The organism is Paeniglutamicibacter gangotriensis Lz1y (assembly GCF_000348945.1).
Classification (GTDB): domain Bacteria; phylum Actinomycetota; class Actinomycetes; order Actinomycetales; family Micrococcaceae; genus Paeniglutamicibacter; species Paeniglutamicibacter gangotriensis.
On the sequence record NZ_AOCK01000002.1, the window covers coordinates 295,372 to 320,318 of the forward strand.

General features: G+C 64.9%; 22 protein-coding genes. 10 read left to right on the top strand and 12 right to left on the bottom strand.

Annotated features, from left to right (window positions below; all coding sequences use genetic code 11):
- Positions 1–117 precede the first annotated feature (117 nt).
- Positions 118–1,086, bottom strand: a complete 969-nt coding sequence (locus ADIAG_RS19930) for an ADP-ribosylglycohydrolase family protein (RefSeq protein WP_007270097.1) — start codon at positions 1,084–1,086, stop codon at positions 118–120.
- An 81-nt stretch (positions 1,087–1,167) separates the two neighbouring features.
- Here ADIAG_RS19930 and ADIAG_RS04355 point away from each other — a divergent pair, with 81 nt between their 5' ends.
- The 3 genes from ADIAG_RS04355 to ADIAG_RS04365 all read left to right on the top strand — a co-directional run bounded on the left by ADIAG_RS04355 (position 1,168) and on the right by ADIAG_RS04365 (position 6,903).
- Positions 1,168–2,334 carry an exonuclease SbcCD subunit D gene (locus ADIAG_RS04355; protein WP_007270098.1) on the top strand — a complete coding sequence of 389 codons (1,167 nt, stop codon included), beginning with the start codon at positions 1,168–1,170 and terminating at the stop codon, positions 2,332–2,334.
- The gene (locus ADIAG_RS04360; RefSeq protein WP_007270099.1) at positions 2,331–5,528 is read left to right on the top strand and encodes an AAA family ATPase; all 3,198 of its coding nucleotides are present in this window, start codon (positions 2,331–2,333) and stop codon (positions 5,526–5,528) included. Before ADIAG_RS04355 ends, ADIAG_RS04360 begins: the two co-directional genes overlap by 4 nt.
- Positions 5,529–5,634: 106 nt before the next feature.
- Positions 5,635–6,903: an MFS transporter gene (locus ADIAG_RS04365; RefSeq protein WP_007270100.1), complete on the top strand. Its 1,269-nt coding sequence runs from the start codon at positions 5,635–5,637 to the stop codon at positions 6,901–6,903.
- Positions 6,904–7,001: 98 nt separating this feature from the next.
- On the opposite strand, the gene ADIAG_RS04370 is transcribed toward ADIAG_RS04365, so the two are convergent.
- Complete coding sequence (locus tag ADIAG_RS04370; protein ID WP_007270101.1) at positions 7,002–7,718, bottom strand: IclR family transcriptional regulator; 717 nt, start codon at positions 7,716–7,718, stop codon at positions 7,002–7,004.
- A gap of 750 nt (positions 7,719–8,468) precedes the next feature.
- Between ADIAG_RS04370 and ADIAG_RS04375 the strand changes: the two genes are divergently transcribed.
- Positions 8,469–9,842, top strand: coding sequence for an MFS transporter (locus tag ADIAG_RS04375; RefSeq protein ID WP_007270102.1), 1,374 nt, complete (start codon positions 8,469–8,471; stop codon positions 9,840–9,842).
- 112 nt (positions 9,843–9,954) lie between these two features.
- Here ADIAG_RS04375 and ADIAG_RS04380 read toward each other — a convergent pair whose 3' ends face one another.
- The 3 genes from ADIAG_RS04380 to ADIAG_RS04395 form a co-directional block, all read right to left on the bottom strand.
- The gene (locus tag ADIAG_RS04380) at positions 9,955–10,482 is read right to left on the bottom strand and encodes a nuclear transport factor 2 family protein (RefSeq protein WP_007270103.1); all 528 of its coding nucleotides are present in this window, start codon (positions 10,480–10,482) and stop codon (positions 9,955–9,957) included.
- Positions 10,483–11,425: 943 nt separating this feature from the next.
- Positions 11,426–12,283 carry an SDR family NAD(P)-dependent oxidoreductase gene (locus tag ADIAG_RS04390; protein ID WP_007270105.1) on the bottom strand — a complete coding sequence of 286 codons (858 nt, stop codon included), beginning with the start codon at positions 12,281–12,283 and terminating at the stop codon, positions 11,426–11,428.
- Between the two features lie 301 nt (positions 12,284–12,584).
- A complete protein-coding gene (locus ADIAG_RS04395) occupies positions 12,585–13,253 on the bottom strand; it encodes a phosphoribosyltransferase (RefSeq protein WP_007270106.1) in 669 nt (222 codons plus the stop codon).
- A 102-nt stretch (positions 13,254–13,355) separates the two neighbouring features.
- Between ADIAG_RS04395 and ADIAG_RS19940 the strand changes: the two genes are divergently transcribed.
- Positions 13,356–13,874, top strand: coding sequence for an META domain-containing protein (locus tag ADIAG_RS19940; RefSeq protein ID WP_161623934.1), 519 nt, complete (start codon positions 13,356–13,358; stop codon positions 13,872–13,874).
- A gap of 105 nt (positions 13,875–13,979) precedes the next feature.
- Here the strand turns inward: ADIAG_RS19940 and ADIAG_RS21575 are convergent, their stop codons facing one another.
- A complete protein-coding gene (locus ADIAG_RS21575; RefSeq protein WP_007270108.1) occupies positions 13,980–14,495 on the bottom strand; it encodes an ATP-binding cassette domain-containing protein in 516 nt (171 codons plus the stop codon).
- Complete coding sequence (locus ADIAG_RS21580; protein ID WP_007270109.1) at positions 14,492–14,818, bottom strand: ATP-binding cassette domain-containing protein; 327 nt, start codon at positions 14,816–14,818, stop codon at positions 14,492–14,494. The genes ADIAG_RS21575 and ADIAG_RS21580 overlap by 4 nt, the downstream gene beginning before the upstream one ends.
- Before the next feature lie 417 nt (positions 14,819–15,235).
- On the opposite strand from ADIAG_RS21580, the gene ADIAG_RS04415 reads away from it, so the two are divergent.
- On the top strand, positions 15,236–16,744 hold the full coding sequence (locus ADIAG_RS04415; RefSeq protein ID WP_007270110.1) for an MFS transporter: 1,509 nt from the start codon (positions 15,236–15,238) through the stop codon (positions 16,742–16,744).
- Here ADIAG_RS04415 and ADIAG_RS04420 read toward each other — a convergent pair whose 3' ends face one another.
- Entirely contained in the window at positions 16,745–17,416 is a 672-nt protein-coding gene (locus ADIAG_RS04420; RefSeq protein ID WP_007270111.1) for a phosphoribosyltransferase, read from the bottom strand.
- Positions 17,417–17,733: 317 nt separating this feature from the next.
- On the opposite strand from ADIAG_RS04420, the gene ADIAG_RS19945 reads away from it, so the two are divergent.
- From ADIAG_RS19945 to ADIAG_RS04440, 4 genes are all read left to right on the top strand, one after another.
- On the top strand, positions 17,734–18,252 hold the full coding sequence (locus ADIAG_RS19945) for a GNAT family N-acetyltransferase (protein WP_007270113.1): 519 nt from the start codon (positions 17,734–17,736) through the stop codon (positions 18,250–18,252).
- Positions 18,253–18,460: 208 nt separating this feature from the next.
- Positions 18,461–18,682 (top strand): type II toxin-antitoxin system RelB family antitoxin, encoded by a 222-nt coding sequence (gene relB, locus ADIAG_RS04430; RefSeq protein ID WP_007270114.1) that lies wholly within the window; start codon positions 18,461–18,463, stop codon positions 18,680–18,682.
- Positions 18,679–18,945, top strand: a complete 267-nt coding sequence (locus ADIAG_RS04435) for a type II toxin-antitoxin system RelE family toxin (RefSeq protein WP_268744233.1) — start codon at positions 18,679–18,681, stop codon at positions 18,943–18,945. Before relB ends, ADIAG_RS04435 begins: the two co-directional genes overlap by 4 nt.
- 310 nt (positions 18,946–19,255) lie before the next feature.
- Positions 19,256–19,816 carry a dihydrofolate reductase family protein gene (locus ADIAG_RS04440; protein WP_007270116.1) on the top strand — a complete coding sequence of 187 codons (561 nt, stop codon included), beginning with the start codon at positions 19,256–19,258 and terminating at the stop codon, positions 19,814–19,816.
- A 112-nt stretch (positions 19,817–19,928) separates the two neighbouring features.
- Here the strand turns inward: ADIAG_RS04440 and hpaD are convergent, their stop codons facing one another.
- The 4 genes from hpaD to ADIAG_RS04460 are packed head-to-tail and all read right to left on the bottom strand — an operon-like array spanning position 19,929 to position 24,802.
- Complete coding sequence (hpaD, locus tag ADIAG_RS04445; protein ID WP_007270117.1) at positions 19,929–21,026, bottom strand: 3,4-dihydroxyphenylacetate 2,3-dioxygenase; 1,098 nt, start codon at positions 21,024–21,026, stop codon at positions 19,929–19,931.
- Between the two features lie 47 nt (positions 21,027–21,073).
- The gene (gene hpaE / locus ADIAG_RS04450; protein WP_007270118.1) at positions 21,074–22,579 is read right to left on the bottom strand and encodes a 5-carboxymethyl-2-hydroxymuconate semialdehyde dehydrogenase; all 1,506 of its coding nucleotides are present in this window, start codon (positions 22,577–22,579) and stop codon (positions 21,074–21,076) included.
- Positions 22,580–22,630: 51 nt separating this feature from the next.
- On the bottom strand, positions 22,631–23,290 hold the full coding sequence (locus ADIAG_RS04455) for a GntR family transcriptional regulator (protein WP_007270119.1): 660 nt from the start codon (positions 23,288–23,290) through the stop codon (positions 22,631–22,633).
- Positions 23,291–23,296: 6 nt separating this feature from the next.
- Positions 23,297–24,802, bottom strand: a complete 1,506-nt coding sequence (locus tag ADIAG_RS04460) for a fumarylacetoacetate hydrolase family protein (protein WP_007270120.1) — start codon at positions 24,800–24,802, stop codon at positions 23,297–23,299.
- Positions 24,803–24,947: the final 145 nt, after the last annotated feature.

Consider the following 24,947-nt stretch of genomic DNA (forward strand, 5'->3'; position numbering starts at 1 on the left):
GTGGAAGCCATTCGCGCAGTGCACCGAGACCCGCGTGGACCAGCTGGCCCACGCGGGTCTCGGATAGAAAGAGCGAGGCATCGCACCGGAGAAGCGCCACCTGGGAGGCGCGCGGTGCTACTCGCCGCCGGTGAGGGCCAGCCAGCGATCGTGCATGGCGTCCAAGACGGAGTCGATTTCCGAGGCCGGGCGATGTGCCACCGCGTCAGTGCCCAGCACCGCCGCCAGCAATGTGGTGGCAAATGCGGCGGTCTCCGTATCGGGGTCCTCGCCCAGGTACTCGAAGAGCGCCTGGTAGGCAGCCTTTGCCTCGGTGTGAGCCAGTGCTCGGGTCACGCAATCCACGGCGCGCACCAATCCTGTACCTGCAGTGCCGTCGTTTGGTGCTTCCGCCGAGGAATCCTCTGCTGTGATGTCCGAGGGCTCCGTGCTGCCCGCTGCCTCGTGTTCGGCATCCGTCACCTCAAATTCCTGGACTAGCTCGGCCCAACGGCCCATCGAGTCGGTTCCGGATTCCAGCGCAGCACGCACCACCAGGGCAGCGGCCCCAGCTGCGCGGTGCGCGGACGGAGCGCCGTGGGTCAGTGCCGCGGCATCGGTGGCGATCTTGGCCGTGGTGGCCTCATCGACTCTCGGCAGCAATGCCACGAACGCGGCACGGGTCAGCACCCCGGTGGTGTCGGCGTCCGGGTACAACGGTCGGCCCGTCGAGGCCATATCGGTCTGGCCCAGGGCCAGCAGGTTCTGGGTGTCGCCCGCGGCAAAAGCAGGAGCGCCGGCGAAGGCCTCATCGATCCAGCGTGGCTGCGGTTCGGGGGCGCCGTCGGGGTAGGACTTGTTCACCAGCTTGTACCAGCGCAGCGCGGCCAGCCACATGCAGGCAGCCTCGTCGGAGGCCACGCCCTCATGGGCCCATTCCAGGGCCTCGAGCAGGCCATCGAGCAGATAGAGGGCCAGGGTCTCGGTTTCGCCAGGCTCCTGCGCATCGCGGGCATGGGCGGCACCGTCGGCGGCGGCCAACAGCACCCCGAAGACACGGTCGGAATAATCGGCGGAAAGCGCGTATTGCTCAGTTGATTCACTCACGGGAGCAAGTCTAGTTCTAAACGCGTACCCGGCGGTGCCCGAATACCAACGCGGGGGAGGGCTCTGGCTAAGCTGGAGCCCATGCGTATCTTGCACACCTCCGACTGGCACCTGGGCCGTTCCTTCCACCAGGCCTCGCTGCAGCGGGCCCAGGAAGAATTTGTTGACCGGCTCGTGGAAACCATCGTGACCGAGCAGGTTGATCTGCTGCTGGTCTCCGGGGACGTATATGACAGGGCGTTGCCCTCCGTGGACGCGGTGACGCTCTTTGATAACACCCTGGTGCGGTTGCGTGAGACAGGGGTGGCGATGGTCATCACCAGTGGCAACCACGACTCGGCGCTGCGCCTGGGCTTCGGCTCAGCGCTGTTGGAACACGCCGGGCTGCACCTGCGCACCCGGGTGGCGGACATCGACCGCCCGGTGATGATTGCCGCCGAGGGCTTCGAGCTGGCGGTGTACGGGCTGCCGTACCTGGAGCCGCGCATGGTCGCAGAATCGTTGGGCGTCAGTGCCCCCGGGCACCCGCCGGTCATCGACGCGGCCCTCGAACGCGTGCGGACTGACTTGGCGGCACGCCGCGAAGCGGCAGCTCACCCGGTGCACCCGGTGGTGCTCGCACACGTCTTTGCCGCCGGAGGTGCAGGATCGGACTCCGAACGCGAGCTGAGCATCGGTGGGCTGGACATCGTGCCCACCAGCTATTTCGCTGACTTCAGCTACGCCGCGCTGGGGCACCTGCACGGACGCCAAACGCTGGCGCAGAACATCCGCTACTCCGGATCCCCGATACCGTATTCCTTCTCCGAGGCCGGGCACCACAAGGGTGCCTGGCTACTGGACATCGGCGTCGAAGGTCTCGGTGAGGTGCGCGCCGTCAACTGGCCGGCGACCAAGGCGTTGCGCATCCTCAAGGGGACCATCGATGAACTGCTCACCGAAGACAAATATGCCTCCGCGGAAGATGCCTGGTGCCAGATCACCCTCACCGACACCCACCGCCCCGCCGCGGCCATGGAGCGGCTGCGCGGAAGGTTCCCCGACACCCTGGTACTGAACTTCGAGCCCGCCGAACGGATCGATGATGCCCACCACTCCTACGCCGAGAGGCTGGCCGCGGCCAAATCCCCGGTGGAGGTCTGTGCCGGGTTCGTCGACCACGTGCGGTTGCGGCCGCTGAACGACGCCGAGGAAGCCCTCATCGTCTCGGTGCTGGACCAGGTCGCCAGCGAGAAGGTGCAGGCATGAGGGTTCATTCGCTTCAGCTCGAGGCCTTCGGGCCCTTCGCCCAACGCGCGGTGATCGACTTCGATGCGCTCTCCGAGGCGGGCATCTTCCTGCTCAATGGCGAGACCGGCGCCGGAAAGACCAGTGTGCTCGACGGGATCTGCTACGCCCTGTACGGTTCGCTGCCCGGGGTGCGGACCGGTTCCAGGTCGCTGCGCAGCGACCACGCGGGTCCGTCGGTGGCCCCGGAGGTCATCTGCGAATTCTCCATCAAGGGGCGGCGCTTTGAGGTCACTCGTTCCCCGGCCTGGGAGCGGCCCTCGACGCGCAGCAAAAACGGATTCACCACCGCGCAGGCCCAGTCGCGTTTGCGCGAACGGATCCACGGGTCCTGGGTGGAGAAATCCACGCGTAACGACGAAGTCGGGGACACGCTCAAGGGCATCCTGGGCTTGGACAAGGAACAGTTCACCAAGGTCGCGATGTTGCCCCAAGGGGACTTTGCCGCGTTCCTGCGCGCCAAGGACAAGGACCGCGAGGAGCTGCTGCGCAAACTCTTTGATACCAGCGACTACGCGATGGCCGAACGCGTGCTCGGCGAGCGGCTTGCCGCCGCCCGCGTTGAGGCCGAAGAGGCTGCGCGCGCCCGGGCCACCACGCTAGGGGCGCTGGTGGCCGATGCCGAGACCACGCTTTTTGCCGAAACAGCCACCGCCACGGACACGGCTACTCAGGTCGATCCGGACGCCGCCGGAGCCGATGCTCACGCTCCGCAATCCGATCAGTCCGTTGCCGAAGAAGCCCGGTTGCCACAGGCTGCCCGCGAACACCTAGAGGTGGGTGCCGACGAGGAACTCGGCGCACTGCTGCGCGATCGCGTCGCACTGGCCCAAGCTTCGCTGGCCGAGGCCCGGAACACCGCCGACTCCGAGGTGGCCACGGCCCGCGAAACACGCACCGCATTGGATGCCCGGACCACCAGACACCGCCAACTGGCCGAACTCGAAGCCCTGCGCCAGGGCCACACGGATCGGGCCGAGGGCATCGCCGAACTCGGTGCATTGCTGGAAGCAGATGCCCGCGCCGTCGGGTTGCGCCCCTACCACCAGCAACTGGTTGCCGCCCGCACCGAAGCGCAGAAGACACACCGGCAGGTTGCCGCAGCGATCTCCGAGGCCGAATCCGGTGAAGCACACCAGGCGCTGCTAGCCCAGAACGCGGCGATTGATGAGTTGCTTCAGACCGCCGGCGGACCCGAACCCACCGTGCAGGGGCTCGAAGAGGTGGCCGAGGCAACCAACGCTGCGGCACGCTCAGTGCGCGCATCAGCAGCCCTGATCGAGGCAGCACTGCCACAGGAAGCCGAGCTCGCCGCGGCCCAAGTAAGCATCGGAGCCTTGCTCCAGGAGATCGAAACCGGCACCACCAAGCAGCAGGAACGTACGGCACGCACCGGTGAGCTTCAGGGGAAGCTGCCACAGCTGCGTACCCAGCACACCGAACTTGCCGCCCTGACCGATTCGGCGACGGCGCGTGGCCAGGCCGTGCAAGCCGCCACCGATCGCCGCGATGCCGTCACCGCGCGCACTCGGGCGGAGCAGGTGCAGGCCGCGGCGCACACCGACTGGAACGCTGCCCGTAGCGCCACGTTGGAAGCCCGCGAGGCCCTGGCCGCGTTGAGTGCGTTGCGCCTGGACCAGGCCGCCGCGGCCCTGGCCCAGGAACTCGTTGAGGGGGAGCCCTGCCTGGTCTGTGGCTCCACCGCCCATCCCGCTCCTGCCGCCCTGCCTGCGGGGAAGCTGGTCGGGCCCGAAGACCTCGAAGCCGCCGGGCAGCTGCTCTCCGCCGCGGAAAAAGTCGAAGAACAGCAGCAGACAGCGTTGAAGAACGCGAACACCGCCCTGGATGTCTCCCGTGGAAAAATTGGTGAGCTCTCAGCCGAAGAGGCTGCCACGGAATTGGCTGCGGCCACCGCCGCCCACGCCCAGGCCATCGCCTCGGGCAAAGAAGCTGCAGCGGCACAGCAAGCACTGACCGCGGCGGAAACCGAGCTCGAGACGCTGAAGGGTGCCACGGCCACCGCCGGGACCGCACTTGAGGTCGCTGCCACCAAACTCGCCGCCGAAAAATCCCGGGCCGCCACGCTCGGGGACCGGTTGGCGGCGCTGGGCCAGGAGGGCCAAACCCTGGCTCAACGCCACGAGCTGCTCGGTGCCGCGGCCACGGCATTGGAAGCCCTAGTGGCGGCGGTGCAGGCACGGGCAAGCGCCGATACCGTGTTGGCCGGCGCCGCGTCCCTGTGGGCGGCAAAGCTTGAAGAGATCGGGGCGGCAGACACTGCGGCGTGGCAGCACCTGGTGCTTGATGATGCACGGCGCAGTGCCGAACAACTGCGCGTGCGCACCCACAACGACGAGGCCGTGCGGATCAAGACCCTCGCCGAGGCACCGGGAATCGAGAAAGCCCGCAGCGAGGTTGCCGCGGGCATCGGCCAACCACGCGATGAGCAGATCGTCGAGGCTGATAAATCCCTGGCTGCTGCCACTGCCGCACGCGATGGCCTGTTGAGCCGCGAGGGCGTGCTGAGCAGCTACGCCACACGCTTGGAGCGGGCACTGGGGCAGTTGGCCGTGCTCGCGCGGGAGGCAGGACCGGTGGTGGAACGCTTTGAAACCCTCAAGGCCGTCACCGAGCTGGCCCGCGGGGCGGGGGAGAACCGGCTGAAGATGACGCTGAGCACCTACGTGCTGGCCGCCCGGCTCGAGTCGGTGGCCCTGGCTGCGACCGAAAGGCTGCTGGCCATGACCGGGGGCCGCTACTCATTGCTGCATGACGATGCCCCGCGCGGCAACAGCAAGTCCGGCCTGGGATTGCAGATCCTGGATTCCTGGACCGGTGCCACCCGCGATACCCAGACGCTCTCGGGCGGGGAAACCTTCATGGCCTCGCTGTCGCTGGCCCTGGGGCTGGCCGATGTCATCGCGCACTCCTCCGGCGGCATCGACATCGAAACGCTCTTCGTCGATGAGGGTTTCGGCTCGCTGGACGCCGAGACCCTCGAAGAGGTCATGGATGCCCTGGAAAACCTGCGCAGTGGCGGGCGGGTCATCGGGGTGGTCTCGCACGTGGATGACATGAAGCAGCGCATCACCACACAGCTGAATGTGCACAAGTCACGGACGGGTTCCACGGTGTCGATGCAGGCCGGGGTGTGAGCGGGGTCCTTGTGGTGCTCCGATAGACTGGGCGTTGGTTGTTAGGGTTTTGTGTAGCGGGAGGCTGGGACGGTACACGCATGTATGTGGAGTACCCGTTGTCATTATGATCAACACCGTATCCAAAAAATCATCTCAAGGGTCCCCCTATGCGGCGCTTCCGCCGCTGGTGGGCTGGGCCTTCTTCCCTTTGGGCTTCTTCGCCCGACTGCCGCTGGCCATGCTGACCATCGGCTCGATGACCCTGCTCATCGACTCGACCGGTTCCTATGCCACCGGCGGCATGGCCGCTGCCATGGTCGGGCTCGGGTCCGCCGTGGGCGGGCCGACCATCGGCTACCTGACCGACCGTCTCGGCCAACGCCGGGTGCTGGTCCCCGTTGCAATACTGCAAGCCATCTTCATCACCGCGCTGCTCTGGTTCGGCGGTGCCGGGGTTATGGCGCCGGTGAGCGTCGTCGTGCTGCTGGCAGTCCTGGCCGGGGCCACCGGCCCGCAGGTGGGCCCGCTGGCCCGGGTGCGCTGGATGGCGTTGACCCGCAAGCGCGAAAGCGGCGGACGTGAACTCTCTGCGGCGTTGAGCTACGAATCCATGGTCGACGAGCTGGGCTTCGTGCTGGGCCCGGCCGCCGTGGGCCTGTTCGCCGCACTGGTTGCCCCCTGGCTGCCGTTGGCGATCGCCGCGGTGCTCACCGTGGTCCTGGTTCCGCTCTTTGCCATGCACCGCACCGAAGCGGCAGTGATCCCTGCCGTCAAGAACGCCGTCAAGGTCAAGCTGACCACCCTCCAGATCGTCGGCATCTCCTTCGCCGTCACCGGCATGATCGGCATGGGCACCTTTTTCGGGTCCAGTGCCGCCGGCACCATGGCCTTTGCCGGGTCGCTGGGCAACGCGAACATCGGCGGGCTGCTCTACGCGGCCGTCGGATTCACCTCCTCGATCGCCGCCCTTTCGGTGGCATTCTGGCCCAGCGGATGGCCGCAGGTAAGCCGCTGGTTGGCGGCGGGCATCTTCATGGTCCCCGCGGCCCTGGCACTGCAGCTTCCCGGGGAGCTATTGCCGATGATTGCCGTCTTGCTGCTGGTCGGCATCCCGGTCGGCCCGATCCTGGTCACGATCTTCACTATCGGCGGGGAAACCGCGCCGCCGGCCCGCCTGTCAACGGTGATGACGCTGCTCTCCTCCGGCATTGTGGTGGGCACCGCGATCGGCAACTCGCTGGCCGGCCTGCTGGCCGACTCGCACGGATATGCCGGCGCCTACGCGGTGTCGGCAGGAGCCGCGGGGTTGATCCTTGCCGCGGGCATCGCGATGGCCGTCATGCGCATGCGTGAACGCCGCATCATGCTCAGCGGCAACGGCCCCCGGCTCTAAGCTTCCTGACACCAAGAACTCGATGCAAAAACAGCAGCGGGCATCGGCCTTCAGGGAAAATCCCTGCGGCCGATGCCCGCTGGTGTGTCTGGGGGTATTTAGACCAGCTCGGCCTCGATCGCCAGGGCCGCTGCCTTCATCCGGGCACCGATCTCCGCGACCTCATGGGTGTTGGAGCCGGTGCTGTAGACCACGGCAACCGCCGCCGGGGGCCTGCCGGGCACATGGATGGGGGAAGCCACCGAAGACAGTCCGGGGATGACCTCGTCGATGCTGGTGGCAAAGCCCTGCTTGCGGGCCTCCGCGGCATTGCTGCGGTACGGGGTCTCATGGTTCAGTTCATTCCATTGCGGCTCGGTGAGCGTGGACTGCATGGCGATGCCCGGGGCTCCGTGGCCGAAGGGGTGCCGGGTTCCGGGGTGTTGGACCACCGTGGCGTGCACGTGGCGCGGCTCGACGGTCACCAAGGTGGTGCAGTCGGGCTGGTCCCACACGGCGATGAACGCACACATCTTCAAATCGTTGGCCAACACCGTGAGTTCGGGCAGCGCGGCGCTTTGCAAATCGCGCTGCACCCCGCGGGCCAATACCGCCAGCCCCGGGGCGCTGTGGACGCGTCCGGCCTCGTCGCGGGTCACCAGACGGTGTGATTCCAGGGTCCGCAGGATCCGGTAGGCGATCGACCGGTGTACGCCCATTTCGGCGGTGAGCTCGGCAATGGTCAGTGGACCATCGGATTCCGCCAGGATCTCGAGCATGCGAATGCCGCGGGAGAGTGTCTGGGATGCCGGGGCGGGTGTACTGGTGGAAGTCATGGGGTTCGGTGGCCATCCTTTGGGAATCGCGCGGTGGTGGCATAGTCGGGGGTCGAAGGGTGCTTGTTCAACCATGGCGTGGTTCATGGCCCACAGAAAGTTCCTTAGTGGAACCGCTCGTTCGATATTAGAACATTTACGGATCGAATGCGAGGATTTCGACGGTCCGCACCGGACGTGGGAGGCGAAGGTGGATACCCCGCACCCTGGGGGCATTGCCGAGGGCTCCGTGCCGCGGCTAGGTGGTGCTTCAACATTCTTGCATTCCCACGGAGGTCTGAGCTGGATTGCTACAGGCATCGTGATCATGGCCTTCGATGGGCCCACCGCTGCTGGCCACCGCTATTGCACGCTCGCACGCGCGCGCGTGCGAGCGACGGCCGGTCGTCTATTTCTCCTACACCCCTGCGGGCGCGTACGAGGGTGGGGCCATTCAATCCACCCAGGTGGGATCAAGGGGTTCGGCCACCGCCGGAGTGCCGCATGGGCCTACGCGGACTGCACCTTCACTATCATTTCCGCCAGCGAACCCGTGATTGGTGAACCACTCGAAGATCGGCGCCGGAGGCTGGTGCATGGCGCCCGGCAGTAGTCCGTGGCGCCGGGCGGCATGTGGTGCGCGACACGGTTCCGAAAATGATGTGAGCAGACTCACCGAGATGGGTTATCATAGTCACAAGTCTTTACTGTCCGAACGGTCGGTAAAACCACACTCACACCGCGCATTGCGCCAAACGCTGGAGAACACCTATGGCCCCCTCATCTTTGGCAGCACGACATAAGCGTTCCGAGGAGCGCCGCGTCCTTGCTGGCACACTGGTCGGCACCACCATCGAGTGGTACGACTTCTTCATCTTCGCCCAGCTCACCGCCACCTTGCTCAGCCCGCTGTTCCTGGAGCCGCTGAGTGAGTCGAACCCGGGGCTGGGACAGATCTTGGCGTTCGCCATGATCGGCATCTCCTTCCTCTTCCGTCCGCTGGGCGCCATCGTTGCAGGCCACTTGGGTGACAAATACGGCCGCAAGCGCATCCTGGTCGCCACGTTGATCATGATGGGCATCGCCACGGCACTGATTGGTTTGCTGCCGACCTACGCACAGATCGGCATCGGCGCGCCGATACTGCTGGTGTTGCTGCGCATCATCCAGGGCTTCTCCGCCGGCGGAGAATGGGGCGGCGCGGCGCTGATGGCCGTGGAGCATGCACCGGAAGGCAAACGCGGCTACTTCGGCGCTTACCCGCAGATCGGTGTCCCGATCGGCATGATCCTGGCCACTGGGATGCTCTACATCCTGCGCACCACCTTGACCACCGAGCAGTTCTCCTCCTGGGGCTGGCGCATCCCGTTCCTGCTCTCTGTCGTGCTGATCGTGGTGGGCTACATGATCCGCAAGGCCGTGGAGGAATCCCCGGTCTTCAAGCAGCTCTCGCTGCGCAAGGCCAGTGAGCACACCCCGCTGAAGCAGCTGTTCCAGACCAACGCCAAGGAAGTCGTCCAGGCTGCACTGATCTTCATTTCGAACAACGCGGCCGGCTACTTGGTCATCGCCTTCTTCATCTCCTACACCACCAAGGTGCTGGAGATGCCGGTGGCACCGGTGCTGCTGGCGACCATCATTGGTGCCGTCGGCTGGCTGATTTTCACCTTGGTGGGCGGTTGGCTCTCGGATATCATCGGACGCCGCACCACCTTCGTGATCGGCTACGCCATCGTGTTCATCTGGATGATTCCGATGTTCATGCTCATCGACACCGGGTCCGTCTTCCTCTACGGACTCTCGGTCTTCATCCTGACCACCGGGCTGGGCCTGTCCTACGGACCGCAGTCGGCCATGTACGCCGAGATGTTCCCGGCGCACATCCGCTACTCGGGCATCTCCATCGGCTACGCCATGGGTGCGATCCTGGGCGGTGCCTTCGCGGCGACCGTCGCCCAGATCCTGCTGGAGAAAACCGGCAACTCGATCTCGATTGCGATCTACATCATGGTGCTCACAGTCATCTCGATCGCCGCGGTGCTGTGGGTCGGAGAAACCCGCGGCCGGAACCTGCACGTCGAAGACGTCGATCCGGAGCTGCAGGCGGCGCACGACGCGGCCCAGCGCGACCTGAACGACCACTAGCACATCAACCGGCGCGGTGCGCCGGGCATGAAAATGGGGGCCTGCGGCCTTCCGCACCCGGGGTCCGGGAGCGGGAGGAAACGGGCCCCCATTTACGTCTGGAGAACCACGCTTATTGCATTGACACGTTCTGCCCACTCATCGGTTCCACGTGGACGAAGCTGCCTTCAGTCATCACGGTGTCCTCAGAGAGCGGTCTGCCCATGGACCATGTCTCGAGGAAGTGGCACTTGGACATCTTCCATTGGCCGTCCTCGAGGCGGTATTCATCGGTGTATTCCCCGGTGGAGAGAGTTTCACTGTTTGTCATCAGATTGATCTGACGGAACCGAAGCGTCCATCGGCCGATCGCGGTGTCCTGGCCGGAGAGCATGATCTCCGGGTGCACTCCATGGTGCATGTCGAAAATGACGTGCTTGCCATCTACCTTCTGCAACGCAATCCGTGTGAAAATCTCCGTTATCGGATCGGCATCGTCGAAGGAGCCGAGCTGTCCGTAGTCGATGCTCGCTCCTTCGCGGATGAAGCAGTCGCGGAAGGCAATCGGGTCCTTGCCGTCGCACGCCCTCCAATACCTGTACTTGAGGTTCTTGATCGACTCGATCTGTTCGAGGGCTTCAATGCGTTGGGTCAAATCCATTGGGTTGCTCCGTTTCGTGAAATCATGGGTGTGCTAGTACTCTGCGAGTTCACCGTCATTCTCAGCGCTTTGTCCGTTTGTGGCGTCGTTGACTTCCGGGAAGCCCGCTACGAACGTGGACGTCGGCGGCTATCCGTGGCAAACAGGCCACCGGTGCTCGTTACTGTCCTTTCAGCTCGAATACAGGGACGGTGCTGCTTGGTGTATTCAAGGAATTCGTCTGCATTTCGTTCCGCTAAACCACTCCCTGGCTTAAGGCCACGTACATCTCTGGTTCGATGAGCCAGGGCATGGAAACGGGGTAATTCCTGGCGCCGGATGCGGCTGGGGACTCCAGAGTATGGGAGCTAACCTGGGTGGCGTCGGCCCCTTCGGAGCGGATGTGAAGGCGATTGGCGAGGACCTCGTACTCCTGCACCGCGTCGTCAGCCCGAGCGACGTATGGATCGCCCGTGAAGTACGGCATGTGGTTGACGTGCTCGCTTGTGCGATCCACGTCGGAATGCGGCCGATCACGGGCTGAGTAAGGCGAACTCTGTCCTCCGATCCCTCCGTGCGCCCGCTTCGGGCCTTCGGCTGCCCTCCCGCGTACCGCTATCAAGCCGATATCCGATCCGCATATCTGCACTGATTCCTCCTCAGGTAGGGTGACGAGACAGCTAATGCCAGCGATGTTTCGACCATCCCGCCGATCCTCGACATGTTGGGGCGACGTTGGCCGCCCCACATCTGGAGAATCCGCTTCCAAAACTCGATAACCAGCGTGTGCGAGAGCACGAATCCGAAGTTTCCACGTCAACGACGTGCGTGGAAAACCGGCCGAGAGGACTAAGGGGGGTCTTCGCATGTTTCCGCATGAGCCATGTCCAGGGCGTTGATCCGAGTTCCTCGAGGGATCCAAATTCCCGCAGGTGCTCCCATTCGTGGGGTAGCCAGGCGTTCGTTACTCGATCACGGCGTCGGAAAACACCGGTGGGTTCCCGAGCGATGGACGGTGAGAGGGAGGCTGGTAGCCATTGATGTCAGTGACTCCAAGCTCCCGTGCGATCTCGGCACCGATCAGTACTTGGCCACTGCGGTTCATCAACTGCGGGTCCCATGCAAGCGCGTCAATCACACGCCCGGTAAACTCCGGAGATTCCGCTGAGGCGATCAGTTCGTCGTATGTTCCCGGGTTCGCGGCCAACGCCCCGAGTGTGCGTTCCGTTGTGAGGATGCCCATCCATATCGAGATAACCGCGACATTGAAGAGGCGAAAGTCCACGGCCATGTCGTGGGCCATCTTGTCGACGGCCGCCTTGCCTGCTCCGTAGGCGGGGCCGTGCATGTAGCATGCTCCGCCGAACGATGAAGTGTTCACCACGAGCCCTTTCCCATTCGCTTGAAGCAACGGAGCTGCGTAGTAGCTGGAGACGTAACTTGATCGCATTCCCACGTTGAACATATCGAGCAACGTCAAGGGTTTTTCCCAGAAAGGACCGGGCACCGTGAGGGAGTCCGGTACTGCGAACGCGTTGTTGACCAGGATGTCGAGCCGTCCGTCGGTCTCACGGATCTGTTCGAACAATCCCTGCACCTGAGAGTCGTCGTTGTGATCCACGATGACCGGCACGCCTGTGCCTCCGCGACGGTTGATTTCCTCGGCGGTCGCAAAGACGGTTCCCGGCAACGACGAAACCCCTTCGCGCTGCGTGCGTCCCGTGACATATACCTTGGCCCCTGTCTCGCCCAAGGCCAGCGCGATGCCTTTGCCGGCTCCCCGGCTGGCCCCCGTAACCACAACCACTCGATCCGAATTCATACCCACTATGGACTCCATTCGTCACTGGGCGGACACTCGTTCATCCAGGATGGTCCGCGTCCTGTCGATTACACTGCATGGATACGAAGATGCCCATACGTTGTCCCACTGACCGAGATGGAGTCCCCTTGAGGAGCTCAAGATTCGTGTGTTCCTCCTGTGAGTCAGGTCCAGGGCGTGGCCGCAGCCATCCAACAGGAGAAGTCGACTGTGGCGAGGCCCCCGGCCGAACGCGGGAAGCTGGATAGGCATGAATGCCGGGAGGATCTGCCGCCGGCCCAAATTTTGTGCCTGCTGCAGGTTACAGGTGCGGGACCAAGGCGATGATTTCGTAGTCGGCCAGCGAATCGAAGCGGGAGTAGAAGGCGCTGACGGAGTGGAACACCCGCGGGGCGATGGCGCAGATGAATTCGTCCACCAGCGGCTCGACTTCCTTGCGGGCGTCCTTCGGGGCCACCGGAACGGCGACCACGATGCGCTCGGCTCCGGCCTCGCGCATTAATTCGACGGCGGCCAGCATCGTGGCACCGCTGGCCATCCCGTCGTCGGCCAGGATCACCGTGCGGCCGGCCACCGGCAGGACGATCTCGCCCACGAGCCTCGAACGCAGTTCCTCGAGGTCTTTCCGCGCGGTGGTTTCGACCTCGTCCAGGACCTCCTTCTCGAAGCGCAGCTGCGCCGAATCCCAGACGCCCTCGATGTACTTCAGAGAGGTGTGTTCCCCGTAGGCGGCCAGCGCCGCGAAGGCGATCTCGCTGCGTTCGGGCATCACCAGCCGGCGCACCGCCAGGACATCGACCTCGAGTCCCAGGGCGCGGGCGATTTCCGCTGCCACCGGCACCCCGCCGCGCAAGAGCCCGAGCACCAGCGCGTCGGGGTCGTTGGCGTAGCGCTGCAGATCGACCGCAAGGAATGCGCCGGCGGTGGTGCGGTCCGCGAAGCGGGTGGGTGCAATGTGTTCGGGTGTCATGTCTCTTAGTCTGTACCACTGCGCGCCGGCAGGGGGAAATAGCCACGATTTTGCGCCTCTTGACAGGCCAAAAGGGAGTTCGGCGGCACTAGCATGGGGGTCATGAAGCGAATTTCGGCTCTGATGGTGATTCCCGCCGTGGCCCTGGCACTGACCTCCTGCGGCGGCGACGGCCATGTGCCCCAGGGGCACGCGGGCTCGAGCTCTGCATCGACCACCGCCTCATCTACCTCCCCCGGCACCGAATCCGCTGTCCCCTCGACCGGGTCGGCAACCCCGGGACCCAGCACTTCGGACTCCGCCACCCCGAATCCCGAGGCGTCGGTCATTGGACAATGGGGCGGGGACACCGAAGGAGCGCCGGTACTGTGGTTCGCGGAAACAGGGAGGTACAACGGAAACGATGGGTGCAACACGCTCAACGGAAGCTGGGTGGCCGACGGAGGGCGCGTCGCACTGAAAGACATGACGATGACGGCGATGGCTTGTCCCGGGATGGACACCTGGCTCTCCTTGGCGGCAGCGGTGCAGGTGGTGCAGGTGAAGGGCCAGATGCTCCACGTGGACAATGCGGACGGGCAGAAGATCGGGACACTGCCGCGCAGCAACGTCGCCGACTGAGCCCCGGCCCACCGCGGCCCACTGCGGCCTAGCGAATGATTCTCCCGTGCTCCCAGTGGATTCGTTGGCCGGCAAAGCGAGTTTGCAAGGCCCTGTCGTGGCCGATCAGCACCACCGTCGCAGCGGACTCCGCCAGCGACGTCTCCCGCTCGTCGGCCGGCGCGGGGGAGAGATGGTTGGATGCTCGTCGAGCAGCAACAACTGGGCCGGGCGGGCAAACATTCGTGGCACATCGAGCCAGCGCCGCCGGCCCAGGGAGATGTCTTCGAACCGTTGGAGCAGTTCCGCGCGGCGGAAGAGGCCCAACGACAGCAACTGCCCGAGCTCCTCGGACGGCTCCCGGTCCGCAGCATGGAAGATTCCTTGGGCGGCCAACCACTGAGCGGACCAAGGCTCCGGGTGCTGGGTCAGGTAGCCCACTAATCCGCCGACTCTGCTGGCGCCGGCGGCGGGGTTAAGCCGTCCGGCGATGACCCGTAACAAGGTGGACCTCCCGGCCCTGTTGGTCCCGATGACTCGCACCCGGCCGCGCTCGAAGCCCCCGACACGCAACCGGTGCGCGGCGGCGGCAAGACGCTGGGTGGCCGCGGCGCCCTCAGGGGATTCGTAGATGTCGATCAACGCCGCGTAATCCGCCAGCGGGCCCGCAAACTGCGCTTCGCTCGCGCGCGCGGTCCGGAGGCGCGGGCGACGATGCGCGCTTCGAGATCCAGCATCCCGGACAAGGCGTGGGCCCCGACGTCCGTGACACTCCAGTGCTGCTCGAAGTGCGGCCGTTGCCGCAGGCGACCGAAGCCTCCGGCCGCCTGCCGGATCAGGGTCCCGGACCACGGGTGTAGTTCTCCTGCCCGGCGGCGCAGCAGCATGGTCTTGCCCGCGCCGTTCTCCCCGTTGACCCCCAGGCATTCGTCAGGGCACACCGAGAAGTCCAGATCCTTGAACACGACGCGGGCAGGGTAGGAAAAGGTGATCCCGAAGGGATAGTTGGGTGCCCATAGATTGCTTCTCGTATTTTCTGCGCAGCGCCTGGAGTGATGCCCGGGATACTGCGCTCGCTGTCAACGGCTGGGTGGTGCGCGGCTCCATGGATCCGGGCGAACACCGCAGGGGGCGTCGGCGCAGGATCATGGGCATGGCGCGGCGATCGGTGAGGCCACCTAGGTGATGCAGGTGGCGTGTAAAACGATCGGCGGCCCGGTTACAAGAAGAAAAGCAGCATGGCCATACCCTAGCAACGGACCCACGTGGCTGACGCGGGTTCCGCCCGGTGGCGGGTCGTCTGCGTAGTGTGAAGCAGGTCTTTGCCGAAGCCGCCGGCACCGCGTATGAATGGATGGACACCGGTGCGCAAGGGAGAAACGATGAGTGATCAAGGTCCAGTGGTCGAAGGTCAGGTGCCCGACCCGGCGCGCTGGCGGATCCTGGTGGTCCTACTGGTCACCATGTTCATGTCGCTCATCGGCGTCTCGATCGTGAATGTGGTGCTGCCCAGCATCCAGTCGGGGTTGGGTGCCTCGCAGTCCGATATCCAGTGGGTGCTCTCCGGTTATGCGCTGACCTTCGGCGTGGTGCTGGTAGCGGCGGGCCGAGCAGGGGACGTCTTTGGCCGCGGGGCGCTGTTCATTGCCGGGGTGGTGGTGTTCACGCTGTCCTCGGTCGCCGCGGGACTGGCACCTGACCCGCTGAGCCTGAACATCGCCAGATTCATCCAGGGCGTGGGCTCGGGGCTGATCAACCCGCAAGTGCTGGGGATGATCCAACAATACTTCCGCCGGCGCGAGCGCGGGCGTGCCTATGGTGCGATGGGGACCATGGTCGGCTTCTCGGTGGCGATCGGACCACTGCTCGGAGGCGTGCTCATCGCGTGGCTGGGCTCCGAGACCGGCTGGCGCGCAACGTTCCTGGTCAATGTGCCGGTGGGAATCGCCGTCATCGTGCTGGCCCTGGTCTGGTTCCCGCGGCCGCTGTTCGCCAGGGTGCCGAACACCGTCCGGCAACCCGTGGCACGCGCAGTGGGCGAAGTGGGTGCGGCGCGCCGTTCCCGGAAAATTGCTGACTTGGACCCGGTCGGCAGCATCTTGCTGGGCGTGGGGGTGCTGGCCCTGTTGCTTCCCTTTGTGCAGGGACGCCAGAGCCCCTGGGTGTGGTGGCTGCTGCCCGGCGGGCTGGCGGTGATCGCCGGGTGGGTGCGCTGGGAGCGGAACTACACCGCGCGCGGCCGATCCCCGATGGTGGATCTGCGGCTCTTTGGCATCAGGTCATTCACCTTCGGCACGCTGATTGCCGGGCTGTACTTCGTCGGGATCACCAGCGTCTGGGTGTTGGTGGCAATCTACGTCCAGGACGGGCAGGGCTTCAGCGCCCTGGACGCGGGGCTGCTGGGCTTGCCGGCGGCGCTGTGTGCGGCGGTAAGCTCGCACCTGGCCGGGCTGCGGATCATGGAATACGGGCGCAAGATCGTGATCTTCGGGATCTTGTCGGCGCTGTTCGGCCTGCTGGCCAGCATTGTGGTCATCGAATTGCATGCCGCCGGGTACGTGGGCCTGTGGTGGCTGTTGCCCACCCTCGCGTTCATCGGCATCGCCCAGGGCGCCATCATCGCCCCGAACCAGGCACTGACGATGCTCGAGGTGCCCGAGAGCGCATCGGGCAGTGCCGGGGGAGTGATGCAGACCGGCCAGCGGATCGGCACCGCGGTGGGTATAGCGATGATGACCGGGATCTTCTTCGCCACGCTGCGCGCCACGGCCTGGGACACCGCCATGAGCGTGGGGCTGGCCTCCATCGCAGTGGTGGTCCTGGCGACACTGCTCGTGGCGCTCGCCGATCAACGCCGCCGCACCCGCGGAACACCCGCGCCCCGAACCTGATCAGTGGTGCGCCGCCGGGGCATCGCGCAGCAACCGCCCCACGGTGTCCTCGTCGACCTGAGAAAAATCCTCGTAGTGGGCACCGACAGAGGCGAAATCACGCGGCGATCGCAGTACCACGAGGGTATCGGCCCCCGGCATGGACCCGGCCAGGTCCCGCGGAGCCACAGGCACCGCAACAATCAGCTGCGCAGCACCGCAGGCCGTAGCGACTTCCAACGCCGCGTGCATGGTCGCCCCGGTGGCCAGCCCGTCATCGCAAAGCACCACGATCCGCCCGGCAATCTCCGGGGCGAAGCCGGCGAAGCGTGCCGCCAGATACTCCAGCTCGGTGTCCGCATTGATCTCCGCCTCCTCGAGCGCAGCGGCCGGGAAGGTATCCAGCGCATGCCGGTACACCGAGGGCACCAGATATCGGCCGGCGTGCGACAGATAAGAAGCCACGGCTCCGAAGGCGAGTTCCCGGTGGTCGGGAACCCCCAGCTTGCGTACCGCCAGGACCCCTAGCTCCGCGTCCAGTGAAGCGGCAGCCGCCGCGGCCACCGGCACCCCTCCGCGCAGCAAGCCCAGCACCACGGCGTCAGAGCCGACGCCCCGAGCTGCCAGGGCATCGGACAGCAGCGCGCCGGCCTGCGCCCGGTCACGGAACTTTGATGCTGGATGCCTGCCCATGCCTCCAGTGTGCCCGTGTTCTGTGTCGAGGTGAATAGCGTGAGTGTGGATCGTATGCCCACTGGTCCGTTGTGCAGTTGCCGCCCGAGGTGGCACTCATCTACTCGATGCTGATGCTGTCATTTGCCCACGGCAACCGGATGGGGACCAAGGCCGTCTGCAAAGATCGTACGCTTTCGGAGGCGGAAGTATTGCGGGACAAAGATTCTTTGAGGAATCTCACTGGGCTTAGGAATGATGGCAGATGGCTCAGCAGTGAGTGCCTCATCATGCGCGGTCCTTTCGGACCACTGATGCACATTGGTAGGATCCTGAGCATGTCCAGCTCTCGAGCCATCACGCTTCGTTCCCCTTCCGAAGATGACGTTGACGTCTTGTTCCAAATCGCTAGCGACATGACCACATGGGAGGAACGGACCGAAGCAACGCCTGCTCCGTTGAATAGGGACACCTTCAAGGCACGCCTGGCACGGGACGATGCCCAAGAATCAGGCAAAAGCGTGCGTTTCGTGATCGATGTGGACGGTGTCGCGGTCGGCAGCGTTTCGCTGTTCGATTTCGACGAGCTCGCCCGCCACGCAGAAGCCGGTATCGCATTGCTGCCCGAAGCTCGTGGAAAGGGCATCGGGACCGCAGCCATCTCACAAATCGTTGAGTTTGCCTTCGTGCGCTGTAATTTGCGCCGTGTCCATCTGCAAGTAATCGAGTCGAATGTCGGCGCAATCCGCGTGTATGAGAAGGCAGGGTTCATGATCGAGGGTCGTCAGCGCCAGCATGCCTGGGTGCGCGGAAAATATGAGGACATCATCGTCATGGGGATCCTCCGCTCGGCGTAGAACTTCACAGCATGGCAGCGGAGCGCGCTCGTGGGAGCCCACCGGCTGCGAGCGGAACGCTCTGTTGGACGGCTACCGGGGTTGCGGAGCCTTGGTCAACTTTCCTATTGCTTGTGGGTTGACCATCATTTCCTGTTTGCCGATGAGAGCAGGGCTATTCTCATCGGCAAACGGCGTAAACTTGTCTTATGCAATGACGGAGGAATTCATGACTATCTCAATCCGGCTCACGCCTGACGAAGAGAACCGCCTCGACGCGCTAGCCAGCCGGACCGGACGCTCCCGAAGTTTCTATGTCCGCCAAGCGCTCCGTGAACATCTGGATGATCTTGAGGACGCTTACGCTGCCGACACTGCGATCGATACCCTTGAAGCCAGCGGGAGCAAAAGCCGGCCCCTTTCTGCGGTGAAGGCGGAGCTCGGTCTTTGACTGGTCCTTGGCAGCTGGAGACCACTTCGGAATTCGACAAAGAGCTCCGAAAGTTGGATCGACCCTTGCAACGCCGTGTGGTTGTGTACTTGGAAGAGGTCGCAACATTGAACGACCCGCGTTCGCGCGGTAAGGGCCTGATCGCCAACCACCGAGGTGTTTGGCGATACCGGATCGGTGACCACCGCGTTTTGGCCCAAATCATCGACGACAAGCTCGTCATCCTCGCGCTTAAAGTGGGCCACGGCAGCAGGACTTATTAGTCTGACCTTGCCCAGTCCGCTGGTCATCTCGGTTCCCCATCATCCCCTGGAACACTACATGGCGAGTACGGGCGTCGGCGCCTGTTGCCGGATGATCGATGGGCTTACGGGGAGGACCGATGCCACAACTCGACGGGGTTTCTGGGGGTACCCAGGGGCCGTTCCTGAAAAATCAGCTGCTTTCGACCCGACGGCAAACTTGATCCCGCGGCCGGTGACTTCCCGGGGCCACGGGCGTAGCGTGGCATCGAAGGCTGACCAAGCCCGACCGGCGCGAGGCTCGCGCGGGCCACATTCGAAGGAGAACACCATGGCCAAACTCATCTACGGGTTCCTCTCCTCGCTGGATGGCTACATCGCCGACGAGGCCGGGGACTTCGGGTGGGCATACCCGGGTGAGGAAGTGCTGGGCTTTCTTAATGAGCGCGAACGCGACGTGGGTACCTACCTGTACGGGCGGACCATGTACGAGCTCATGCTCGGCTGGGAGACCGACCCCGGCTACGCAGAGCAGTCGCCCGGCAATGCCGCGTTCGCGCGCCTCTGGCAGACCGCGGACAAGGTGGTCTTTTCCAGCACGCTGGAGGCCGTGTCCACGAAGCGCACGCGGATCGAGCGCACCTTTGAGCCCGAGATGGTGCGGAACCTGAAGGCCTCGGCCACGGGCGATCTGGGAATTTCCGGTGCCACGGTGGCGGGCGCCGCGTGGCGCGCGGGACTCATCGACGAATGCCAGATCTATGTGGCCCCGATGCTCGTCGGAGGCGGAAAACGGATGTTCCCCGACGGGGTGCGCCAGGCGCTGCGGCTGCTGGAGGAACATCGCTTTGAAAACGGCATGGTCTTTCTGCGCTACGCGGTGGAGCACTAAACACCACGTAGCGCAGGCCCGGCACCGGGGCTCGAGCACAAAAAGGCCGGCGTGCGGTGCACCATCGAATCGATGATGCGCCGCACGCCGGCCCGGTGATGTTGCAGGTGCTCTAGAGCTGGTTGCCCAGCTTGAAGCCCTTGGCCGCCTCGCCGCGGTAGGTGCCGTCCTCATCCTTTTCACGGGTGTAGGAGAAGCCGTCGGCGCCGACGGTCACCGCCATCTCCGAGGAATCGGTGCGCTCGATGAGTTCCTGCACGTTGCCGTCCAGGTCCAGGACCTTGGAAGCCTCGGTGTACCAGGACGGGACCACCGGGTTGCCCCACCAGTCGCGGCGCTGGTTGTCGTGCACATCCCAAGTGATCACCGGGTTATCCGGGTCCCCGGTGTAGTAGTCCTGAGTGTAGATCTCGATGCGGTGATCATCCGGATCCAGGATGTAGAGGTAGAAGGCGTTGGAGACGCCGTGCCGGCCGGGGCCGCGCTCGATGCGGTCGGACATGCGCAGGGCGCCCATCTTGTCGCAGATCTGGATGATGTTGTGCTTCTCGTGGGTGGAGAAGGCCACGTGGTGCAGGCGCGGGCCGTCGCCGCCGGTCAGGGCGGTGTCATGCACGGTGCCCTTGCGGTGCATCCAAGCGGCGTAGGTGGTGCCTTCTTCGTCCTTGATGTCCTCGGTGACGCGGAAACCCAGGTCTTCGAGGTAGCCGCGGCCGCGCTGGACGTCCGGGGTCACCTGGTTGAAGTGGTCCAGGCGGACCAGTTCGCCGGCCGAGTAGATGTCGTAGCGCATGTGCAGGCGTTCGACGTGCTCGGTCTCGAAGAAGAACTCGTACGGGAAGCCCAGCGGATCCTCGACGCGCACCGAATCTCCGATGCCCTTCACGAAGCCCTCGGTGCGGCGTTCGGTGCGGCAGCCCAGTTCCTTGTAGTACGCCTCGGCGGCGTCGACATCGGCGTTGGAACGCACCCGGAAGGCCATGGCTTTCAGCGCGGCGACCGGACCCTGGGTCAGCACCAGGTTGTGGTGGATGAACTCCTCGAAGGAGCGCAGGTAGATCTGGTTTTCGTCTTCCTCGGTGACGTGCAGGCCCAGGACATCAACGTAGAACTTGCGCGAGGCCGCCAGGTCGGTGACGACCAGTTCGGCGTAGGCGCAGCGCAGGATATCCGGTGCCGGGACCGAGGGGGTGGGGATGGGGTTTGACATGGGGTTCGCTCCTTCGCGAAAAAAGCCGTAAAAAGTGGGGGAGGTGCCTAGGCGCCGAACTTGGGGGTGTGCACGTCACCGAGGGTGATGTGCACTGCCTGCTGGTCGGTGTAGAAGTCGATCGAGCGGTAGCCGCCCTCGTGGCCCAGGCCCGAGGCCTTCACGCCGCCGAAGGGGGAGCGCAGGTCGCGGACGTTGTGGGAGTTGAGCCACACCATGCCGGCCTCGACGTCCTGGGCGAAGTTGTGGGCGCGCTTCAGGTCGTTGGTCCAGACGTAGGCGGCCAGACCGTACTTGGTGTTGTTGGCCAGTTCCAGTGCCTCTTCGTCGGTGTCGAAGGGGGTGATCGCCACCACGGGGCCGAAGATCTCTTCCTGGAAGATGCGGGCATCCGGGGCGACATCCACGAACACGGTCGGGGCGACGTAGGAGCCGTTTTCCTGGCCCTCGGGCAGGTTCTCCGGGCGTCCGCCGCCGGCCACCAGGCGGGCCTCGGTCTTGCCGATTTCCACGTAGCTCATGACCTTGTCGTAGTGCTCCGGGTGGACCAGCGCGCCGACCTGGGTTTCGGGATCGTGCGGGTCCCCGACCTTGATGTTCTTCGCGCGGGCCGCGTAGGCCTTAACGAACTTCTCATAGATGGGGCGCTCGACGATGATGCGTGAGCCGGCGGTGCAACGCTCGCCGTTCAGCGAGAACACCCCGAAGAGGGTCGAGTCGATGGCCGCATCGAAGTCGGCGTCGGCGAAGACGATGGCCGGGGACTTGCCGCCCAGCTCCATGGACATGCCCTTGAGGTTCTCCGCGCAGTTGCGGAAGATCAGCTGGCCGGTGGAGGATTCGCCGGTGAAGGAGATCAGCGGGACATCCGGGTGCTTGACCAGTGCGTCGCCGGCTTCTTCGCCGATGCCGTTGACCATGTTGAAGACGCCCTCGGGCAGGCCTGCTTCTTCGAAGATGGTCGCCCACAGCGAGGCCGAGAGCGGGGTGAACTCGGCCGGCTTTAGCACCACGGTGCAACCGGAGGCGATCGAGGGGGCGAGCTTCCAGGATTCGAGCATGAACGGGGTGTTCCACGGGGTGATGAGCCCGGCGACGCCGATCGGCTTGCGGTTCACGTAGTTCAGCTGCGAGCCGGGGACCTTCAGCGCGGTGTCGTGCTGGGCGACGATGAGGTCGGCGAAGAAGCGGAAGTTCTCGGCGGCGCGCTGGGCCTGGCCGCGGGCCTGGGTGATCGGCAGGCCGGTGTCGAAGGTTTCCATCTCGGCCAGGCGGTCTTCGGCGGCGACGACTGCATCGGCGATCTTGTACAGCACCTTCGCGCGGGCGCGGGGGCTCATCGTCGGCCACGGGCCCTTCTTGAATGCGGTGGTCGCCGCGGCGACAGCGGCGTCGATGTCTGCCTTCTGGCCGGCGGCAGCGGTGGCGTAGGTGGTATTGGTCACCGGGTCCAGCACCTCGAAGGTTTCCCCGCCGATGGAATCGACGAATTTGCCGCCGATGTAGTGCTGGATGGTCGTCGGAAGGTTCTCGGGAACGAAGTGCTTGCTCATTTACTGGCTCCTTGTGGGGGGAATTGTTGTCGTGAAGAAGTAGGTAACGGTTTAGAGCGGGGAGGCCGGGAGGCTGGCCGCCGCCAGGTAGGCGTTCAGGGTGGTGGTGCGGTGTGCCCTGGCTGCCTGTTCGATCTGCGCTGCCGGGGCCTTGGCCTCGATCAAATCCAACAGTCCTGCGTGTTCCTTCACCGATTCTCGGGCGCGGCCCGGGATGTGGGTGAAGGATGAGGAACGCATGACCGCCAGCCGGTCCCAGCCGCGGTGCACCAGCTCCAGGATGTGTGGATTGGGGCAGTTGCGGTAGAGCACCTGGTGGAACTCGTTGTTCAATTGTGTGAAGCGCGGGGCGTTGAAGTCGACCAAAAGATCGCTCATGGCCTGGTTGATGGCCCTGGCCGCGGCCAGTTGGTTCTCGTCGATGAACGGGGCGCTGAGCGCGGTGGCGGCGCCCTCGATGATCGCCAAGGTCTGCATGGTGTGCAGGTACAGCGTGGTGTCCGCGGCTGCCACCGTGGCCCCGACGTTGCGTTCGAAGGTCACCAGGCCCTCGGCTTCCAGGCGGCGGATAGCCTCGCGCACCGGGACCACCGAGCAGCCAAGCTCCGCGGCGATGGTGCCCAGCACGAGCCGGTAGCCGGGGGAGAAGGTTCCCTCGGTGATCCGCTCGTGCAGCAGCCGATAGGCCGACTCTGATTTGCTCGGGGCCACGGTGGCCTAGATTTCCGGTTCGCCGTCGGCGACCCACTGGTTGTACTTGGTCTTCCAGTCCGGGTTCATCGGGAACAGGCCCTCGATCTTGTTGCCGTTCTTCACGTTCAGGAACACGAAGGTGTCCTGGCGTTCGGATTCGACGACTTCCTCGGCGATCTCGGCGGCAAGGTGCGGCGGGATGACCAGGATGCCGTCGGCATCGGCGATCACGATGTCCCCGGGCACGATGGTGGTCCCTCCGCAGCCCACTGCCACGTCGGTGTCCCACGGCACGTGCTTGCGTCCCAGCACCGCGGGGTGCGCGCCGTTGTGGAAGGTCGGGATGTCCAGGGCGGCTACGGCGTCCAGGTCGCGGACCCCGCCGTCGGTGATGATGGCTTCGGCGCCGCGGACCTGGGTGCGCATCGCCAGGATGTCACCCAGGGTGCCGGAGCCCTTTTCGCCGCGGGCCTCCATGACAAGGATTTCGCCGGGGCCGATGGAGTCGATGACGCGCTTCTGGGCGTTGTAGCCGCCGCCGTGGCTCTTGAACAGGTCCTCGCGGCCCGGCACGTAGCGCAGGGTGCGGGCGGTGCCGATGACCTTTTTCATGCCCTTGGTGGCTTGCAGGCCGTCGACCGAGACGTTGTTGAGCCCGCGCTTGCGCAGGGCACCGGAGATGGTCGCGGTGGCCACCGACATGAGCTTTTCCTTGACCTCGTCGGTCAGTGCCTCCTTGCCGGTGATCGGAGCAGCGATCCCGGCGTCGGCTGCGGTGCCGAACGCGTCGATCTTGTCCGCGTCGGTGATCTTGGGCTGGTTGCCGAAGGCCGCGAAGGTTTCGGTGCCCTCGATGACGGTGGTGGACAGGCGTCCGGTGGAAAGGCCTGCAGCCTCGTCGTCGACCTGCACCTCGACCACGTCGCCGGGATTGATCACGGAGGATCCTGCCGGGGTGCCGGTGAGGATGACGTCCCCTGCCTTCAGCGTCATCTGCTGGGAGAGGTCCGCGACGATCTGTGCGAAGGAGAAGATCAGTTCGGCGGTGGAGGCGTCCTGGGCGATCTCGCCGTTGACCCAGGTGCGGATGCGCAGGGCCGCCGGGTTGACCGATGCTGCAGGGAGCAGGACCGGGCCCATCGGGGTGTAGCCGTCGCCGGACTTGGAGCGGATGTTCGAGCCCTTGTCGGCGTACTTCATGTCGTACACGCCCAGGTCGTTGGAGGCGGTCACGAAGCCGACGTGGTTCCAGGCGTCTTCGACTGACACGCGGCGGGCGTCGGCGCCGATGACCAGGGCAATCTCGCCCTCAAAGGCCAGCAGTTCGGTGCCGGCGGGGCGCTCGACGGTGGAACCGGAGGCCGCCAGCGAGGAGGATGCCTTCATGAAGTAGGACGGGAAAGCGGGGGTGCGGCCGCGCTGTGCGGCCCGCGAGGAGTAGGAGAGATGTACGGCAAGTACCTTGCCGGCCTTGTCGAAGATGGACTGGTCGACCTGGGCCAGTGCGGCGCCTGTTGCGTCGGTGCTCACGAATTCCTCCTGTTGTGTATGAAATCGTATACGATCCAGTGTGATGGGGATCTCCGCCGATGTCAAGGCGTGCGGAGGGGTGATCTATAAAAATTTCCGACCATGGTGGTCTCGGAGCGGGACACTCCCATGGATCCCGCGGATT

What these genes read in the sequence shown, in the direction of transcription:
- ADIAG_RS04355 (WP_007270098.1), top strand. Translation starts at nt 1,168, where the DNA reads ATGCGTATCTTGCACACCTCCGACTGGCACCTGGGCCGTTCCTTCCAC.
- ADIAG_RS04360 (WP_007270099.1), top strand. Translation starts at nt 2,331, where the DNA reads ATGAGGGTTCATTCGCTTCAGCTCGAGGCCTTCGGGCCCTTCGCCCAA.
- ADIAG_RS04365 (WP_007270100.1), top strand. Translation starts at nt 5,635, where the DNA reads ATGATCAACACCGTATCCAAAAAATCATCTCAAGGGTCCCCCTATGCG.
- ADIAG_RS04370 (WP_007270101.1), bottom strand. Translation starts at nt 7,718, where the DNA reads ATGACTTCCACCAGTACACCCGCCCCGGCATCCCAGACACTCTCCCGC.
- ADIAG_RS04375 (WP_007270102.1), top strand. Translation starts at nt 8,469, where the DNA reads ATGGCCCCCTCATCTTTGGCAGCACGACATAAGCGTTCCGAGGAGCGC.
- ADIAG_RS04380 (WP_007270103.1), bottom strand. Translation starts at nt 10,482, where the DNA reads ATGGATTTGACCCAACGCATTGAAGCCCTCGAACAGATCGAGTCGATC.
- ADIAG_RS04390 (WP_007270105.1), bottom strand. Translation starts at nt 12,283, where the DNA reads ATGAATTCGGATCGAGTGGTTGTGGTTACGGGGGCCAGCCGGGGAGCC.
- ADIAG_RS04395 (WP_007270106.1), bottom strand. Translation starts at nt 13,253, where the DNA reads ATGACACCCGAACACATTGCACCCACCCGCTTCGCGGACCGCACCACC.
- ADIAG_RS19940 (WP_161623934.1), top strand. Translation starts at nt 13,356, where the DNA reads ATGAAGCGAATTTCGGCTCTGATGGTGATTCCCGCCGTGGCCCTGGCA.
- ADIAG_RS04415 (WP_007270110.1), top strand. Translation starts at nt 15,236, where the DNA reads ATGAGTGATCAAGGTCCAGTGGTCGAAGGTCAGGTGCCCGACCCGGCG.
- ADIAG_RS04420 (WP_007270111.1), bottom strand. Translation starts at nt 17,416, where the DNA reads ATGGGCAGGCATCCAGCATCAAAGTTCCGTGACCGGGCGCAGGCCGGC.
- ADIAG_RS19945 (WP_007270113.1), top strand. Translation starts at nt 17,734, where the DNA reads ATGTCCAGCTCTCGAGCCATCACGCTTCGTTCCCCTTCCGAAGATGAC.
- relB (WP_007270114.1), top strand. Translation starts at nt 18,461, where the DNA reads ATGACTATCTCAATCCGGCTCACGCCTGACGAAGAGAACCGCCTCGAC.
- ADIAG_RS04440 (WP_007270116.1), top strand. Translation starts at nt 19,256, where the DNA reads ATGGCCAAACTCATCTACGGGTTCCTCTCCTCGCTGGATGGCTACATC.
- hpaD (WP_007270117.1), bottom strand. Translation starts at nt 21,026, where the DNA reads ATGTCAAACCCCATCCCCACCCCCTCGGTCCCGGCACCGGATATCCTG.
- hpaE (WP_007270118.1), bottom strand. Translation starts at nt 22,579, where the DNA reads ATGAGCAAGCACTTCGTTCCCGAGAACCTTCCGACGACCATCCAGCAC.